Genomic DNA, 17,724 nt, shown 5'->3' on the forward strand with positions numbered 1-17,724 from the left:
GTCATATCCTCTGCTCGCGATTTAAAGTCGTTAAATCAATCTGATCGAAACGGTTTACTTGGGGGTGATGGCTCTCGCTATCGGGGAGGTCACGAATTAACTGGCAGGTGTGCCAGCCCGCCAGTTGTGCCGCATCCAGCTCCTGACGAATATCGGACAAGAACAGCAAAGCTTGCGGCGCGATAGCTAACTGACTGGCGATATTCTGATAAGATCCGATCTCACGCTTGGCCCCGACATGGGTATCAAAATAGCCGCTGAACAGTGGGCGTAAATCCCCCGCATCACTGTAACCAAACAGCAATTTCTGCGCCGCGACCGAGCCGGAGGAGTAGACATACAGCCCCACGCCCTGCTGTTGCCAATCAGCCAATTGCTGAGCGACCTCCGGATAGAGATGACCGCGAAAATCCCCTTGCAGATAACCGGTGCGCCAGATGATGCCCTGAATGGCTTTCAGCGCGGTAGACTTGCGATCTTCATCCATAAAACCGTGTAAGGCGACAGCCAGTGTTTCAATATCAGCCTCCGGCTGCGCCAATTCGCGGCGTAAATCCGCCAGCGCCGCAGCAATATCTACATCCTGCTGATGCTCAAGCAAAAAGGGTGTCAGCCGTTGGCGGGCATAGGGGAACAGCACTTGATGGACAAAACGGATGTCAGTGGTGGTGCCTTCAATATCGGTCACAATCGCCTGAATCATTTTGCCTCCACTTTTTGCACGTTGACTTCTAGCAACCGACGTTGCAGTTCACACTGGAACAGAAACTCCAGCCCTTCCAAATGGCGGCGAGCCTCAGCCACACTCGCCCCCCAGCAATAGAGGCCATGACCACGGACCAAAAAACCATATTGCAGCGGGCGGTTGTCTGCCAGCGCTGCAACCCGTTGCGCCAGGGCGGAAATATCCTGGTCATTATCAAAAATCGGGATCACCACGCTATCCAAGTGGCTGCGCTGACCCGATAGCGATTTTTGCATTTCGTAGCCTTGCAGCACCAATTCATTGCTGCGCTCGACCCGTGATAGCACAGTGGCATTCACCGAGTGAGTATGTAGCACTGCATTGATTTCAGGGTACAGACGATAAAGCAAGGTATGCAGGCCGGTCTCCGCCGAGGGGGGGCGACCACTGGGAACATGGTTGTTCGCGGTTTCTACCAGCAAAAAATCGTCAGCGGTCAGGCTACCTTTATCTTTACCCGACTCCGTCACCAAACATTGAGCTAAATCCAGCCGCAGGGACATATTACCGCCAGTCGCCGGGCACCAGCCCTTTTCGCCGATCCAGTGGCAGGTGGCTAACAGCGCGCCAAGTTGTACATTTTCTGTCATTGCATATCCCTGTTTTGATGTTGGTGTGCCGTGCTATGTTGCCACGGCAATCAGCCCGACGATAATGCTAAGCACATTTTTATCTATGCTTAGCAAATTACATCATTTAGCCGTTTATACATCTAAGCGTCTTGATTGCCAAATCTTAACATCGTGCTATATTTACGGCAACATACAGCTGACAGCAACATACCGCATCAGGAGTCGTCCCCTGCCATGAGCAACTTATCTTTTATTCCAGACAGTAAATTGCCTGCACAAAGCACCACAATCTTCACGCAAATGAGTGCCTTGGCGCAAAAACATCAGGCAATTAACTTGTCGCAGGGGTTCCCTGATTTTGATGGCCCAGACTATCTAAAACAGCGATTGGCCTATCATGTTAACCAAGGTGCCAACCAATATGCCCCCATGACCGGCGTGGCACCGCTACGCAGTGCTATCACTGAAAAAACGGCTCACCTCTATGGCTGGCGGCCCGATGCTGACAGCGAAGTCACCATTACCACCGGTGCCAGCGAAGCGCTGTTTGCCGCCATTACCGCGTTGGTTCGCCCCGGCGATGAAGTTATCTGCTTTGATCCGAGCTACGACAGCTATGCGCCAGTGGTGAAACTGGCGGGCGGCATCCTCAAGCGCATTGCGCTCAAGCCTCCGGCGTTTACCACTGATTGGGCTGAGTTTGCTGATCTGATTTCTGAACGCACGCGGTTGGTTATCGTCAATACACCGCATAACCCGTCGGCGACCGTATGGCGCGCAGCCGATTTTGAGCAGCTGTGGCAAGTGATTGCACAGCGCAATATTTATGTGCTGAGCGATGAAGTGTATGAGCACATCTGCTTTAGCGCCTCGGGCCATGCCAGTGTCCTGGCGCATCCGCAATTGCGCCAGCGGGCGATCGCCGTTTCATCGTTCGGTAAAACCTTCCATATGACCGGTTGGAAGGTGGGCTATTGCGTCGCCCCCGCCGCCATCAGTGCTGAAGTACGCAAAATTCACCAATATCTGACCTTCTCAGTTTGCACGCCAGTGCAGCTTGCGCTGGCCGATATGCTGAATGCCGAGCCTGAACACTGGCAACAACTGCCCGAGTTCTACCGCGCCCGTCGTGACCGCTTTATCAACGCCCTGTCCACCAGCCGCCTGAAGATATTGCCAGGCGAGGGAACCTACTTCCTGTTGGCCGATTACAGCGCGATTTCAGACCTCAATGATGTTGAATTCTGCATATGGTTAACTGAACAGGTGGGTGTGGCCGCGATCCCCTTATCGGTATTCTGCGAAGCCCCCTTCCCCCACAAACTGATCCGGCTGTGCTTCGCCAAACAGGAGGCTACGCTGGACGCCGCCGCGGAGCGATTATGTCAACTTTAAAACTGACGCTGCTGCAACAGCCACTGGTATGGCTGGATGCGCAGGCGAATCTGCGACACTTTGAGCTGCTGCTGGAGCCACTGCGCCAGCGCGATGTGATTGTGCTACCAGAGATGTTTACCAGCGGTTTTGCCATGAATGCGGCTGACAATACGCTACCGGAGGCCGAAATCGTCACCTGGTTAGCTCACTGGGCCAGCCAAACCGAGGCGTTGATCGGCGGTAGTGTAGCGCTGAAAATAGCTGGCGGTGCCGTTAACCGTTTCTTGCTGGTCGAGCCGAGTGGCAGGGTTCATCACTACGATAAGCGCCATCTATTTCGCATGGCTGGTGAACACCACTATTATCAGGCGGGCACCGAACGCAAAGTGGTGGAGTGGCGCGGCTGGCGAATTCTGCCGCAAATCTGTTATGACCTGCGCTTTCCGGTGTGGGCTCGCAATCAGCAAGATTATGATTTAGCACTCTATGTGGCGAACTGGCCAGCCGCCCGCACCAAACAGTGGCAAACCTTGCTGGCGGCCCGGGCGATAGAAAATCAGGCTTACGTCGCGGGCTGTAATCGCGTCGGTGATGACAACAACGGCCATCACTATCAGGGCGACAGTGTGATTCTGGATATGCAGGGTGAGGCTCTGGCATATGCAGAACCTGAGCAAGCTGCGCAATTAGATGCTGAATTGTCTTTGGAGGCCTTGCAAGCCTATCGCGAGGCATTCCCCGCCTGGCGCGATACCGACAAATTTTTACTGCGGTAATTTTTTACTGCGCAATGAAATCTGTTGCTCTGAACGCAGCTCTATTTCTGACATAAAAATCGGCCTCAAATCATCCCACTCATCAGCAACAACAATATCTCACTTAACAACAATATTTCACTTAACAACAATGCGAAATGCGCTATCCAGAAATGAAATTACTCAAATAGTAATTATCTCTTGGTTTATCATTCTTAATTATCTAATACTGTTCGCCTTCTCAATTTAAAAATAATTCCTCATGACACAAAAAACCGAAAACGCCGGTTTAAGCCCCGCATTGATAGTGTTGATGTCGGTCGCCACCGGACTGGCGGTTGCCAGCAACTATTATGCCCAGCCACTGCTGGAAACCATTGCGCAAGCCTTTAATCTCTCGGTCAATCAGGCGGGGTTTATCGTCACGGCAGCTCAGCTCGGTTACGCCGTTGGGTTAATGTTCCTGGTCCCACTAGGGGATATGTTTGAACGCCGTGGACTGATTGTCGGCATGACCCTGCTGGCTGCTGGCGGCATGTTGATTACCGCACTGTCGCAAAATCTCACCATGATGATTGTCGGCACCGCCCTCACCGGCTTGTTCTCGGTGGTGGCACAACTATTGGTGCCGTTGGCGGCGACACTGGCGGCACCAGAAAAACGTGGCAAAGTGGTCGGCATTATCATGAGCGGCCTATTGCTGGGGATTTTGCTGGCACGGACTGTGGCGGGCGCGTTGGCCTCAATTGGCGGCTGGCGCACGATCTATTGGGTCGCCAGCGCCCTGATGTTTATCATGGCGTTGGTATTGTGGCGCTACTTGCCACGCTATAAGCAGCACTCCGGCCTGAATTATGGTCAGTTGCTCGGTTCCATTTTCTCCTTATTTATCCGTACTCCAGTTCTGCGCACCCGTGCGCTACTCGGCGCATTGTCGTTTGCCAACTTTAGTGTGTTGTGGACCTCAATGGCCTTCCTGTTGGCCGCACCACCCTTCGGTTATTCCGAGGCGACCATTGGGCTATTTGGTTTGGTGGGCGCGGCTGGCGCATTGATGGCCACCAAAGCAGGACAGTTGGCCGATAAGGGAAAAGCTCGCATTACCACCAGCGTCGGTTTGGGATTACTGCTGCTATCGTGGATACCGATCGCCTTGGGGCAACACTCTATCATCGCGCTGATTATCGGGATTGTGGTGCTGGATTTGGCGGTGCAAGGGGTGCATGTTACCAACCAAAGCGTGATCTATCGCATGATGCCGGAAGCCAGAAATCGGTTAACTGCGGGCTATATGACCACTTACTTTATTGGTGGGGCTTTGGGTTCTCTGATCTCCGCCGCAGCCTATCAACACGCCGGCTGGTATGGAGTGGCCACCGCCGGTTTGGTGCTGTGCATCTTGAATATCACCACTTGGCTGGCCGGTAAACGATTTGATCCGCCAGCTGATCAGCGGGTCGAGTGATCACTATTAGTTAGCCAACTAATAATCAATGCAGATATAAATTTGGGTTATAGGGTATTAAGACAATTCCCACTCTGTTAATGTTACATAACATGTTTTTTTACTTTGTGGCCCATAGTTATGCCAAGCCAAATCACCGACGCCCCGCCGGCGACTCAGTCGACCGCCACCTTTACCGAAGGGATTACTGATAGTCTGCCCATCGTTATCGGCTATCTGCCCGTGGCATTCGCCTTTGGTCTCAGTTCGGTAAAACTTGGCTTTACCCCGTGGGAAGCTATTTTCTTTTCTTGCATCATATATGCCGGAGCCAGCCAATTTGTTATCACCGCGCTATTGAGCGCCGGAATGTCATTGTGGGTTTCAGCACTGACCGTGATGGCAATGGATATTCGCCACCTCTTGTATGGCCCCGCACTTAAACACCGCATTTTAGCAAAACTCTCCGGTAAGAAGACCGCCCTGTGGGCCTTTGGTTTGACCGATGAAGTCTTTGCTGCTGCCACCACCAAACTGATGAAAGAGCAACGGCGCTGGAGCGAAAATTGGATGCTCGGTATCGCCTTTACCTCCTGGCTCTCATGGGTGGCGGGAACCGCTATCGGGGCGATGTTTGGCAATGGCCCGCTGGAGAATTTCCCGGCAATTGAAGCTTCGCTCTCCTTTATGTTACCGGCGCTGTTCCTCAGTTTTCTGCTGGCCTCATTTAAGCGCCAATACAGTTTGACTGTGATCGCCTCTCTGAGCGGGGCATTACTGGGCGCATTGCTATTCTCCATTCCGGTCGCCATTTTGGCGGGCATTGGCGGCGGCTGTCTGGCTGCCCTGCTTCAACCCGCCCCCGAAGTGGTCAGCGAACTGCCCGAGAGTAGCCAACAGGAGTCAGCACCATGAATACGGATGTTCTGATCATTGGGTTAGTGGTGGGAACGGTAAACTACCTGTTTCGGTATTTGCCTCTGCGCTTAGGGCCAGCGCGCAAACAAGCGGGCTTGCAACGAGGGAGAGTCTCACTGCTGCTCGACAGCATCGGTATCGCCTCTATTTGCGCCTTGTTAGTGGTCTCCAGTACTCCGGAAATCATGCATAATCCGCAGAAGTTAGTGCCCACTCTTATTGGTTTTTTAGTGATCTGTGGATGCTTTTATAAAACCAACAGTATTATCTTCGCCACCTTACTTGGCGCTCTCAGCTACGGTCTGACATTCAAGCTACTCATGATTTTGGTGTAACCATTTGCCTGAATTGTGAGCTGAAACACAATACCATTACAATTAGTGGTGCTAATTACTAACAAATAGTGACTGAATAACACTAATTGCTAAATTTTTATCGAATTATACCGTTTACATTATTAGTAACTATCGTTACTGTACCATTTGAAATTAATGAGGCTCCTCATAATGGAAAGTTCATTTAGTCCCATAGAACAGATGCTTAATTTTCGTGCCAAACGCCAGAAAGATTTCCCTTATCAGGAGATCCTACTGACGCGATTGTGTATGCATATGCACAGTAAATTACTCGAAAACCGCAACAAAATGCTAAAAGCGCAAGGAATTAACGAAACCCTGTTTATGGCGCTAATTACGCTGGATGCACAGGAAAGTCGCAGTATCCAACCGTCAGAATTAAGTGCTGCACTGGGATCTTCGCGCACCAATGCAACTCGCATCGCTGACGAACTGGAGAAAAAAGGCTGGATTGAACGCCGCGAAAGCCAAAATGATCGTCGTTGCTTGCACTTGCATCTGACCGAGGCGGGCGTTGAATTTCTCAATCAACTGCTGCCCCCACAACATAAGTGTCTGCATTTTCTTTGGTCAACACTCGACGCTGACGAGCAGCAGCAGCTTGAAACGCTGACGCGTAAGTTACTGTCCCGTTTAGATCAAATGGAAATATCGGAACAGTAACTCCAACGTTTCTATCCAGATAGCCAGGTAAATAACTATGTCATCCCCACATAGCTGGAGACTCACGCCCTTGTTCGCCATCTCTTTTACTGGTAGGTGGCGACGTTCAAGCCCCTGTCAGGGATAGTTCACAAAATAAAACAATATAAATTAAATTTTTCCCTATAGATTTCAATGCGCTATAAGGCGACTTGAGAAATGACGGGTATAAGGCTTGGAGAACACCATGAGTACGAACGCGGAAAACCAAACCCCGCCACAACCGCAGAATAAAAAGATGCAACGTAAACGCGTGCTGCTCTCACTGACGGTGATTTTTATCATTATTGGCGTGGCCTATCTGATCTACTGGTTCCTGGTGCTGCGTCATCACCAACAGACTGATAATGCTTATGTTTCAGGCAATCAGGTGCAGATCATGTCGCAAGTGTCTGGCAGCGTGGTCAGTGTCAACTTTGAAAATACTGACCTGGTCAAAAGCGGCGATGTACTGGTCGCCCTAGACCCAACAGATGCCGAACAAGCCTATGAGCAGGCAAAAACCGCGCTGGCCAACAGCGTGCGTCAAACCCACCAGCTCATCATTAATAGCAAACAATATCAGGCCAATATTGCCCTGAAAAAAACCGAGCTGAGCAAAGCACAAAATGATCTGAGCCGCCGTGTGGTGTTGGGTTCTGTTAATGCGATTGGCCGTGAAGAGCTGCAACATGCGCGCGATGCGGTAGATGCAGCACAAGCATCGCTGGATGTGGCTATTCAACAATACAACGCCAATCAAGCGCTGGTGCTAAATACGCCGCTGGAAAAACAACCGGCGATCGAACAGTCTGCGGCCAAGCTACGTGATGCCTGGCTAGCGCTGCAACGCACCAAGGTTGTTAGCCCAATCACTGGCTATGTTTCACGCCGCAGTGTGCAGGTGGGTGCCAAGATTGCGAATGGTGCACCATTGATGGCGGTTATCCCGGCGAATCAGATGTGGATTGACGCCAACTTTAAAGAGACCCAGTTAGCCAATATGCGCATCGGCCAATCCGTGACTGTGGTGACCGATTTCTACGGTGATGATGTGGTTTATCAGGGGAGAGTGGTCGGCCTGGATATGGGAACCGGTAGCGCCTTCTCCCTGTTACCGGCACAGAATGCCACCGGTAACTGGATCAAAGTGGTTCAGCGCCTGCCGGTTCGTATCTCACTGGATGAGCAGCAACTGGCTGAGCACCCGCTGCGTATTGGCCTATCTACCACCGTGAGAGTGGACACCGCCAATCCCGATGGTCAAGTGTTAGCGCAAATCGTGCGTAAAGATCCTGCCTTTGTCACCAATGCGTTGTCACTGGATTTAGCGCCAGTGAATCAAATGATTAGCGACATTATTCATGCGAATGCAGGTTAATGTGCATGCAAACGCAGGTTAAGTGCGGAGGCCGCTGTGGCACAAAAACCGCTTGAAGGTGCCCAACTTGCCTGGATGACGGTTGCGCTATCATTAGCGACCTTTATGCAGGTGCTGGACTCCACCATTGCTAACGTGGCGATCCCGACGATTGCTGGCGATCTTGGCTCGTCCAACTCGCAAGGCACTTGGGTGATTACCTCTTTTGGGGTGGCGAATGCTATCTCAATCCCCATTACCGGCTGGTTAGCCAAGCGCATCGGTGAAGTGCGCTTGTTCCTCTGGGCGACGGGGTTGTTTGCGCTAGCCTCATGGCTGTGCGGCATCTCAAACAGTCTGGGGATGCTTATCTTCTTCCGGGTGATCCAGGGCCTGGTTGCCGGGCCATTGATCCCGCTATCACAAAGTTTGCTGCTAAATAACTACCCGCCAGCGAAGCGAAGTATGGCCCTGGCATTGTGGTCGATGACGATTGTCGTGGCCCCGATATTTGGGCCGATCCTCGGCGGTTATATCAGCGACAACTATCATTGGGGCTGGATCTTCTTTATCAACATCCCGATCGGGTTGGTGGTAATTCTGATGGCGGGCAGCACCCTGAAAGGGCGAGAGACCAAAACCGAAATCAAGCCCATCGATACCGTGGGGCTGGTGTTATTGGTGGTCGGTATCGGTGCCTTGCAAATCATGCTTGATCAGGGCAAGGAGCTGGATTGGTTTAACTCGACCGAGATTATCGTCTTGACGGTCATCGCGGTGATTGCCATTACCTTCCTGATCGTTTGGGAGCTAACCGACGACCATCCGGTGATCGATTTGTCACTATTCAAATCGAGAAACTTTACCATTGGCTGCCTGTGTATCAGCCTCGCCTATATGTTGTACTTCGGCGCCATTGTTTTGCTGCCGCAGCTGCTACAGGAGGTCTATGGCTACACCGCCACATGGGCCGGTTTGGCCTCCGCACCCGTCGGGATATTGCCGGTACTGCTGTCGCCGATTATTGGCCGTTTCTCCCATCGAATTGATATGCGGCAGCTAGTGACATTCAGCTTCATCATGTATGCGGTTTGTTTCTACTGGCGAGCATATACATTCGAACCGGGGATGGATTTTGGCGCCTCGGCGTGGCCGCAGTTTGTGCAAGGTTTTGCCATTGCCTGCTTCTTTATGCCACTGACGGCCATTACGCTCTCCGGCTTACCGCCAGAGCGCATGGCAGCGGCATCCAGTTTATCTAACTTCTTGCGAACATTGGCCGGGTCGATTGGTACTTCAATCACCACCACCCTGTGGACGCAAAGAGAGTCGATGCACCATTCGCAGCTAACGGAGTTTGTTAACCCGTTTAACCCGAATGCGACGCAGGCTTATCAGGAGTTGGAAAAACTGGGGATGAATCAGCAGCAAGCCTCGGCTTATCTGGCGCGGGAGATCACCAATCAGGGGTTGATTATCTCAGCAAACGAGATCTTCTGGCTCTCTGCGGGGGTGTTCCTGCTACTACTGGCACTAGTTTGGTTCGCAAGACCACCATTTACATCCGGTGGGGGCGGCGGCGGCGCGCACTAATGGCGTAAACGCAAGCCAACAAAAAGGGGCGCTGAAGATTAATTTCAGCGCCCCTTTTTTTTATCGTTATTTCTCAGCAAACTGAGTGCGTATACCCAAAGCCATTGGCGTTGCAGGTAGGCAGCAAGCAAACGCATCCCGATGAACTGACACTGGTCAGTGATTCGGGTGAGTGCGCGTAGCTAACAACCCTGCGGCGTCAAGGGCGCAGGGTATTAGTTAGCGCTATTTTGACGCCACCACTCTGCTAACAGGATCCCGGTGGCAACCGACACGTTCAGACTCTCAACCCGCCCAGTACCGCCGATAGAGACACTCATATCGCCCTGCTGCCATGCGCTGTCGGTCAGACCATCACTCTCCTGGCCTAATACCAACACCATTTTAGCTGGCAGTTCAGCTTTCGACAGAGTGACACCTTTATGGCTTGAGGTGGTGACGATGGTGTAACCCGCTTTACGGAAGGTATCCAGCACCGAGAGAAAATCATCAGCATTGATTGCCTTGATGTGCTCTGCACCGCCTTCCGCAGTACGTACCGCTGCACCAGATTCCAGCATCGCCGGGTCTTGCAACAACACGCCGTTGATTCCGAAATGTGCGCAGGTACGCATAATGCCACCCAGATTATGTGGATTACCCACATCTTCCAGCGCCAGCACGCAATCTTTCGCCTGAGTCTGCTGTTGCAGATAGGTTTCTGCATCCAAACCCTGGCGTTTTTTAATCAGGAAGCAAACGCCGCCATGATGTTCAGTACCAGAGGCCTTCGCCAGCTCATCTTCCTCAACCACATGGTAAGCCTTGCGGTTAGCCGCCATCCATTTCAGCGCTTCGCGGAAACGTGGGGTGACTGACTGCACAAACCATGCGCGGACAATTGCATCAGGACGGCTTTCGAACAGCGCCTTACAGGCGTTCTCGCCATAAACACGTGTCTCTTCAGCCCGCTGACGGCGCAACTGCGCAGGGTCAACATGGCTTTTACCACTGATACCGCCGTGATCAAACTCTGGCTCTTCCGATGGTGCACGGGAGACGGTTTTCCACGGTGAATCGTAAGGACCGCTACTTTCAGAACGAGCCGGACGGCTAGGACGATCACGGTCATTACGGCCTGCATCATTACGACGTGAGTCACTATTACGCGGTGAGCTGCCCCGACCAGCATTATCACCCGGCCGACCTTTAGCGGCCGGACGCGGATTTTTATTACGGTTATTGCTGTTACGGTCGTCGCTGCTTTCGTCACTGCGGACGTACATCACTTTAACTTTGCCGTTTTTGCCACTAAATGAATCGTTCATTGTCTTCTCCACCAACGCGCAGGGCGCGAAGATTACCTGATGTCCGCCCGGTTAGCCATAAGCAAGCGCTAAAAGCTACCAACTATCGTATTCATCGAATAAACCTTTTTGGCACCGCCTCCATTTATACCCATAATAGATAACAACAACCAAACAATTCAGCGCCCCTTGGCTGTTTGGTTTCTTTTATCTACTCAGAGACAAAATAAAGGCTAATGTATGAATACGGTATGCACAGCTTGTATGGCGACCAATCGCCTGCCGGAAGAACGTATTGATGACGGCGCTAAATGTGGGCGCTGCGGCCACTCTTTATTTGATGGCGAAGTAATTAACGCCACCGCCGAAACACTGGATAAACTGCTGCAAGATGATCTGCCCATCGTTATCGACTTCTGGGCACCTTGGTGTGGCCCTTGCCGCAGCTTCGCACCGATATTTGAAGCCGTCGCTGCAGAGCGCGCCGGAAAAATCCGCTTCGTGAAAGTCAACACTGAAGCAGAGCCTGCGCTCAGCACCCGTTTCCGTATTCGCAGCATTCCGACTATTATGCTGTATCGGAACGGGAAAATGGTCGACATGCTCAACGGGGCAGTACCGAAAGCGCCATTTGATAATTGGTTGGATGAACAATTAGCAGCAGAGCCGGTCACCCGCTAAGCTAGTTTAACCCATTTATCGCCGCTCGGGGTGGCCCAGTTCGACCTCCCGATAAAAAACCACGCCCTGACACTTTTCTGCCAGGGCGTGGTTTTATTGTATAACTCATGGCGAGGCTTGATTAGAATAGCGCTATTTCTTAGGAGTCCGTCGTGACTGAATCATCAACCACTGACCATGAATTGCTGGCAGATATCGTTGCGCCAGCGGTCATTACGACGGAAAATGCCGTACTGCGTTTACGCCAACGGCGCTTAGCCGCTTCCACCCGTGCTTATCGCGCGCGAGGTTGCCGCGCGATCCGTTGCCAAAGCTGCCTGCTGACAGAGCGATTTTGCTTGTGTGACACCATCAAACCACAATCGGCGAGTAGTCGCTTCTGCCTAATTATGTTTGATACTGAGCCGCTAAAGCCCAGTAATACCGGCCGCCTGATTGCCGATATTCTGCCTGATACCCAAGCTTTCCTTTGGGCGCGTACTGAAGTTGACCCTGCATTGCTAGCCGTCATCCGTGATCCAGAACGTCAGCCGTATGTGGTCTTTCCAGAGAAATATGCCGAACCACCACGGCAGGTGCTTAATCAATTACCCATCAGCGATAAGCCACCGCTATTCATTTTGCTGGATGGCACCTGGACCGAAGCAAAAAAAATGTTTCGCAAAAGCCCCTACCTTGCCGGCTTACCTATGCTGTCGCTGAATGTTACAACGGCTTCCGATTATCTTTTGCGCGAAGCACCGCGACCGGAACAGCACTGTACTGTCGAGGTCGCCGCAGTACTGCTCCAGCAAGCGGGCGATATGCAAGCGGCTGAGGGGCTAACCGCCCATTTCCACTACTTCCGCCAGCAATATTTAGCCGGAAAACCTCATCATCCAGTGGGGCGAGTCACAGCAAGCCTCGAAAAAATCGCATAAAATCATTCAAGTTGTCTTTGAAAAGCCCCAATAAATTTCAGGGTGCAGGAAGGCGGCAACTCAGTAATTCGGGTAACAAATCTGCCGGGAGCCGATTTGAACGCAGCCAACACACCTGCAACTTGAAAGATGATGGGGATAAATAATGAGTCAACGTGGATTAGAAGCCCTACTACGCCCGAAATCTATTGCGGTGATTGGCGCTTCTGAAAAACCTGAGCGCGCCGGTTTCCTGATGATGCGTAATTTGCTGGATGGTGGCTTCAGTGGCCCTGTTCTGCCAGTCACCCCGACTCATAAAGCCGTTTGTGGTGTGCTAGCTTACGCGGATATCGCCAGCCTGCCGATCACGCCGGATCTGGCTATCCTCTGTACTCATGATCGCCGCAACCTGACGTTACTCGAAGATTTAGGCGTTCGTGGCTGTAAGGCGGTGATTATTCTCTCTGCCGTGACGGAACAATTTGCAGAACTCAAAGCCTGCGCCCATCGTCATCATATGCGGCTGCTTGGCCCCAACAGCCTCGGCTTACTCGCCCCCTGGCAAGGGTTGAATGCCAGCTTCTCGCCGGTGCCGATTAAAAAAGGGCGACTGGCATTTATCTCCCAGTCGGCGGCAGTAGCAAACACCATTCTGGACTGGGCGCAGCAGCGGGAAGTGGGCTTCTCATACTTTATTGCGCTAGGCGATAGCCTGGACATTGATGTCGATGACTTGCTCGATTTCCTCGCCAGAGACGGTAAAACCAGCGCTATCATGCTGTATATCGAACATATTAGCGATGCTCGCCGCTTTTTATCCGCATCGCGTAGTGCTTCACGTAATAAACCGATTCTGGTGGTCAAAAGTGGCCGCAGCCAACGCGCACAGCAGTTACTGAATGGTCAGCAAGGGTTGGATGCCGCTTATGACGCTGCGATCCAGCGCGCAGGTCTGTTGCGGGTGCAAGATACGCACGAGCTGTTCTCCGCAGTCGAAACCCTGAGCCACATGCACCCATTGCGAGGTGAGCGCTTACTTATTGTCAGTAATGGTGCCGCACCCGCAGCCATGGCACTGGATGAGCTGATCAGCCGTAATGGCAAGCTAGCCACACTGGCTGATACTACGCAATCCGCCCTGAGTGCAGCGCTACCCTCTTTTATTTCCTTACGCAACCCAATAGACCTGCGAGATGACGCCAGCGCTGAGCGCTATTTAGCGGCGGTTAAACCCTTATTAGACAGCACCGACTATGATGCGTTGCTGCTGATTCACTCACCGAGCGCCGCCGCACCGGGCAGTAAAACGGCCGAACTATTGATCTCCGCCATTCGTCAGCATCCACGAGGTAAACGCATCACCCTGTTAACTAACTGGTGCGGAGAGTATTCATCGCAAGATGCCCGCCGTCTGTTCACTGAAGCAGGGATACCCACCTACCGCACACCGGAAGGGGCCATTACCGCCTTTATGCATATGGTGGAGTATCGCCGTAACCAGAAACAGTTGAAAGAGACCCCCGCACTGCCACTGGATCTCACCGCCAATACCGCGCATGTGCATCAATTGATCCGTCAGGCGCTGGCTGAAGGTACTACCCAGCTCGACACCCATGAAGTGCAGCCGATACTGGAAGCTTATGGCCTGAGTATGCTGCCGACCTGGATTGCCAGCGATAGCGTCGAAGCGGTGCATATCGCCGAACGCCTGGGCTATCCGGTCGCCATTAAACTGCGCTCACCTGATATTCCGCACAAATCTGAAGTTCAGGGGGTGATGCTCTACCTGCGCACCGCGATTGAAGTACAGCGGGCCGCAGACGATATTCTTGATCGAGTCAAGCGCACCTATCCGCAAGCCCGCATCCACGGTTTGCTGGTGCAAAGCATGGCGAACCGCGCCGGAGCGCAGGAGCTGCGAATTGCGGTAGAGCAGGATGCCATTTTCGGTCCGCTGATTATGTTGGGCGAAGGTGGCATTGAGTGGCATCATGAAACACAGGCCGCAGTAGCGCTGCCGCCACTCAATATGGCACTGGCCCGCTATCTGATCATACAAGCAGTCAAAGGCGGGAAAATCCGCAGCCGTGGATCACTGCAACCTCTGGATATTCCAGGATTAAGCCGCCTGCTGGTGCAAGTTTCCAACTTGATTCTCGATTGTCCCGAGATCACCCGCTTAGATATTCATCCGGTGCTTGCTTCTGGCAGTGAGTTTACTCTGCTGGATGTTTCAATGCAGTTGGCACCGGTCAGCGGCGATCCACAGGCGCGCTTAGCTATTCGTCCCTACCCCCACGAGCTAGAAGAAACTGTGGTGCTAAAAGATGGCTCTCAATGCCTATTCCGCCCAATCTTGCCGGAAGATGAACCGCTACTAAAACTGTTTATTGATCAGGTCACTAAAGAAGATCTCTACTATCGCTACTTCAGCGAAATCAATGAATTCAGCCACGATGATTTGGCGAATATGACGCAAATTGACTATGATCGGGAAATGGCTTTTGTTGCTGTGCGCCAGAGTACGACGGGGCCGGAAATCATCGGCGTGACACGAGCGCTGTCAGATCCGGACAATATCGATGCTGAGTTTGCCGTACTGGTGCGTTCAGACCTCAAAGGACTGGGGCTGGGGCGGGAGTTGCTAGAAAAGATGATTCAATATACCCGCAGCCATGGATTAACACGACTAACGGCGATCACCATGCCCAATAACCGTGGCATGATCGGTTTGGCTAAAAAGCTCGGTTTTAGTATTGATGTACAGATGGAAGATGGGATCGTTAATCTGGAACTGACACTGTGATTTCAGTTACATGAATCGCCGTGATATACGCCACAACCCCAAACGATTCGGTCATTAACCGGCAAAACTTGCGCACAATCCGGAAAAGTAGTGGTATTATCGCCGACTCTATGGATTAGTGTTTTTTTGCATATGGCGGTTTTGCCATTAAATAACAAGAGAAGAAGCGCACTGTGATGTTGTCAAAATTCAAACGTAGTAAACATCAACAACACCTTGCACAACTGCCCAAACTCCCCCAGCCAGTTGATGATGTCCAAACGCTTTATTGCCCCAAGGTTTTCCGCTCCACTCTCTTGGAATTAATAGGTCAGGCGACCAAACGTATCTATTTGGTGGCACTTTACCTTGAGCAGGATGATGCGGGCCGTGACGTGATGAACGCCCTCTATCAAGCCAAACAGCGGCGTCCTGAGCTGGAAATCTGTGTGCTGGTAGACTGGCACCGCGCCCAGCGTGGTCGTATCGGGGCCGCCGCAGTCAATACTAATGCTGATTGGTATTGTGAAATGGCCACACAGCATCCCAATGTCTGCGTCCCAATTTATGGTGTTCCGGTCAATACCCGCGAAGCCCTTGGCGTACTGCATCTGAAAGGTTTTATCATTGATGACACCGTGATTTACAGTGGTGCTAGCATCAATGATGTCTATCTCCATCAAAACGATAAATATCGTTATGATCGCTATCAGATCATCACCAATTCATCACTAGCCGATATCATGGTTGATTACGTGAAACAGCGGGTACTGAGTGCCGGTGCCGTTCAACGCCTTGATCGCACAGATCGGCCAACAAATCCTGAAATCAAAAATGAAACACGACAGTTCCGCTCATCACTACGCGATATCGGATATCAATTTCCGGCGCAAGCCAGTAACGATGAATTAGCTGTCACGCCACTGGTTGGATTAGGCAAAAAAAGTCAGCTAAACAAAACGATTCATCATCTAATGGCTTCCGCTGATGAACGCCTGACGATTTGTACGCCATACTTTAATTTGCCCGCGTTGTTAGTACGCAACATCATCTATTTGCTGCGGGAAGGTAAACAGGTCGAGATTATTGTCGGCGACAAAACGGCAAATGACTTTTATATCCCAGAAGATCAACCGTTTAAAATTATCGGCGCATTACCCTATTTATACGAAATTAACTTGCGCCGTTTTCTCAGTCGCTTACAGCGCTTTGTTGATAACGGGCAACTCATTGTTCGGTTGTGGAAAGATGGCGACAATACCTATCATCTGAAAGGAATGTGGGTCGATAATAACTGGCAATTGATTACCGGTAATAATCTGAATCCACGTGCATGGCGTTTAGATCTGGAAAATGCCATTTTGATCCACGATCCTAAGCATGAGATGCATGAGCAGCGTGCTAAAGAGCTAGATTGCATTCGTACCCATACCAAAGTGGTCTCACACTACCTTGAGTTAGAGAATATTCAGCAGTATCCCGTCAAAGTACGCAAACTGATCCGCCGTCTACGCAGAATTCGTATCGACCGCCTAATTAGCCGCATACTGTAAACCTGAAACATAAAATCCAGCTTATATGTCGAGTTAATGAGATGGTCACCCCACCCTGTGAGCGGTAAGCTAGCAGGGTGTTTTTTTAGGGGCGTGACACTCAGCGGCATCAATTTGGGCAAGTCCCTTTCACTTTCGTTTTCAACGAACACAATATTTTCCTCACAAGTGGCACACAATACAAAGAGATTAATTTTGTTGTTCAATGAGCATCGAAAATATGGTGTCTGTACAGTACAGGCGCTTAGTAATAAGTCGCTTATTACTAATCTCTGAGAGCTAAGTGGCTGAGTGGCTGAGTGGCTGAGTGGCTGAGTGGCTGAGTGGCTGAGTGGCTGAGTGGCTGAGTGGCTGAGTAAATAATCATCTTTAATTTATTCAGTGACAATAATAGAGGATGACTATTTTCCCATTTTAATAATGCAAAAAACCCCTGAATCATTGATTCAGGGGTTTTGCAATAAGTGGCGGAACGGACGGGGCTCGAACCCGCGACCCCCTGCGTGACAGGCAGGTATTCTAACCAACTGAACTACCGCTCCACCGATTCTTTTACGTGTATCTTCCCGATACTTACCCCTTACAGGGCCAGCGCTCCGCGCTGTGCAAAACCGCCTCTGGCGATTTTGTCAGTTACCAGATGTCGCTCTGATAACTCGTGTTTGATGCCTGGCAGTGTCCTACTCTCGCATGGGGAGACCCCACACTACCATCGG

The 17,724-nt window shown here is 51.4% G+C and carries 15 protein-coding genes and 1 tRNA gene; 12 read left to right on the forward strand and 4 right to left on the reverse strand.

The window, feature by feature from the left end:
- Position 1 precedes the first annotated feature (1 nt).
- Positions 2-703, reverse strand: a complete 702-nt coding sequence (mtnC, locus tag AACW11_RS11520) for an acireductone synthase (protein WP_054872712.1) — start codon at positions 701-703, stop codon at positions 2-4.
- Complete coding sequence (locus AACW11_RS11525) at positions 700-1,335, reverse strand: methylthioribulose 1-phosphate dehydratase (protein WP_212584383.1); 636 nt, start codon at positions 1,333-1,335, stop codon at positions 700-702. Before AACW11_RS11525 ends, mtnC begins: the two co-directional genes overlap by 4 nt.
- 216 nt (positions 1,336-1,551) lie before the next feature.
- Here AACW11_RS11525 and AACW11_RS11530 point away from each other — a divergent pair, with 216 nt between their 5' ends.
- From AACW11_RS11530 to emrB, 8 genes are all read left to right on the forward strand, one after another.
- A complete protein-coding gene (locus tag AACW11_RS11530; protein ID WP_212584384.1) occupies positions 1,552-2,712 on the forward strand; it encodes a pyridoxal phosphate-dependent aminotransferase in 1,161 nt (386 codons plus the stop codon).
- Positions 2,700-3,470, forward strand: a complete 771-nt coding sequence (locus tag AACW11_RS11535) for an amidohydrolase (protein ID WP_212584385.1) — start codon at positions 2,700-2,702, stop codon at positions 3,468-3,470. Before AACW11_RS11530 ends, AACW11_RS11535 begins: the two co-directional genes overlap by 13 nt.
- 241 nt (positions 3,471-3,711) lie before the next feature.
- Positions 3,712-4,914 (forward strand): MFS transporter, encoded by a 1,203-nt coding sequence (locus AACW11_RS11540; RefSeq protein WP_212584386.1) that lies wholly within the window; start codon positions 3,712-3,714, stop codon positions 4,912-4,914.
- A gap of 120 nt (positions 4,915-5,034) precedes the next feature.
- Entirely contained in the window at positions 5,035-5,808 is a 774-nt protein-coding gene (locus AACW11_RS11545; RefSeq protein ID WP_212584387.1) for an AzlC family ABC transporter permease, read from the forward strand.
- Complete coding sequence (ygaH, locus tag AACW11_RS11550) at positions 5,805-6,146, forward strand: L-valine transporter subunit YgaH (RefSeq protein ID WP_212584388.1); 342 nt, start codon at positions 5,805-5,807, stop codon at positions 6,144-6,146. The genes AACW11_RS11545 and ygaH overlap by 4 nt, the downstream gene beginning before the upstream one ends.
- Before the next feature lie 171 nt (positions 6,147-6,317).
- A complete protein-coding gene (gene mprA, locus AACW11_RS11555; protein ID WP_212584389.1) occupies positions 6,318-6,830 on the forward strand; it encodes a transcriptional repressor MprA in 513 nt (170 codons plus the stop codon).
- Between the two features lie 226 nt (positions 6,831-7,056).
- The gene (gene emrA / locus AACW11_RS11560) at positions 7,057-8,229 is read left to right on the forward strand and encodes a multidrug efflux MFS transporter periplasmic adaptor subunit EmrA (protein ID WP_212584390.1); all 1,173 of its coding nucleotides are present in this window, start codon (positions 7,057-7,059) and stop codon (positions 8,227-8,229) included.
- A 36-nt stretch (positions 8,230-8,265) separates the two neighbouring features.
- Positions 8,266-9,801 carry a multidrug efflux MFS transporter permease subunit EmrB gene (gene emrB / locus AACW11_RS11565; protein WP_212584391.1) on the forward strand — a complete coding sequence of 512 codons (1,536 nt, stop codon included), beginning with the start codon at positions 8,266-8,268 and terminating at the stop codon, positions 9,799-9,801.
- A gap of 215 nt (positions 9,802-10,016) precedes the next feature.
- Here emrB and AACW11_RS11570 read toward each other — a convergent pair whose 3' ends face one another.
- Positions 10,017-11,108 carry a tRNA/rRNA methyltransferase gene (locus tag AACW11_RS11570; protein WP_212584392.1) on the reverse strand — a complete coding sequence of 364 codons (1,092 nt, stop codon included), beginning with the start codon at positions 11,106-11,108 and terminating at the stop codon, positions 10,017-10,019.
- Between the two features lie 219 nt (positions 11,109-11,327).
- On the opposite strand from AACW11_RS11570, the gene trxC reads away from it, so the two are divergent.
- From trxC to pssA, 4 genes are all read left to right on the forward strand, one after another.
- Complete coding sequence (trxC, locus tag AACW11_RS11575) at positions 11,328-11,768, forward strand: thioredoxin TrxC (RefSeq protein ID WP_212584393.1); 441 nt, start codon at positions 11,328-11,330, stop codon at positions 11,766-11,768.
- A gap of 152 nt (positions 11,769-11,920) precedes the next feature.
- Positions 11,921-12,688: a tRNA-uridine aminocarboxypropyltransferase gene (locus AACW11_RS11580; protein ID WP_339379058.1), complete on the forward strand. Its 768-nt coding sequence runs from the start codon at positions 11,921-11,923 to the stop codon at positions 12,686-12,688.
- Between the two features lie 145 nt (positions 12,689-12,833).
- Positions 12,834-15,476 (forward strand): bifunctional acetate--CoA ligase family protein/GNAT family N-acetyltransferase, encoded by a 2,643-nt coding sequence (locus AACW11_RS11585; RefSeq protein ID WP_212584394.1) that lies wholly within the window; start codon positions 12,834-12,836, stop codon positions 15,474-15,476.
- A 179-nt stretch (positions 15,477-15,655) separates the two neighbouring features.
- The gene (pssA, locus tag AACW11_RS11590) at positions 15,656-17,008 is read left to right on the forward strand and encodes a CDP-diacylglycerol--serine O-phosphatidyltransferase (protein ID WP_445285815.1); all 1,353 of its coding nucleotides are present in this window, start codon (positions 15,656-15,658) and stop codon (positions 17,006-17,008) included.
- Positions 17,009-17,473: 465 nt separating this feature from the next.
- On the opposite strand, the gene AACW11_RS11595 is transcribed toward pssA, so the two are convergent.
- A tRNA-Asp gene (locus tag AACW11_RS11595) sits at positions 17,474-17,550 on the reverse strand.
- Positions 17,551-17,724 lie beyond the last annotated feature (174 nt).

This window comes from Yersinia sp. Marseille-Q3913 (assembly GCF_963892745.1).
GTDB lineage: Bacteria > Pseudomonadota > Gammaproteobacteria > Enterobacterales > Enterobacteriaceae > Yersinia > Yersinia bercovieri.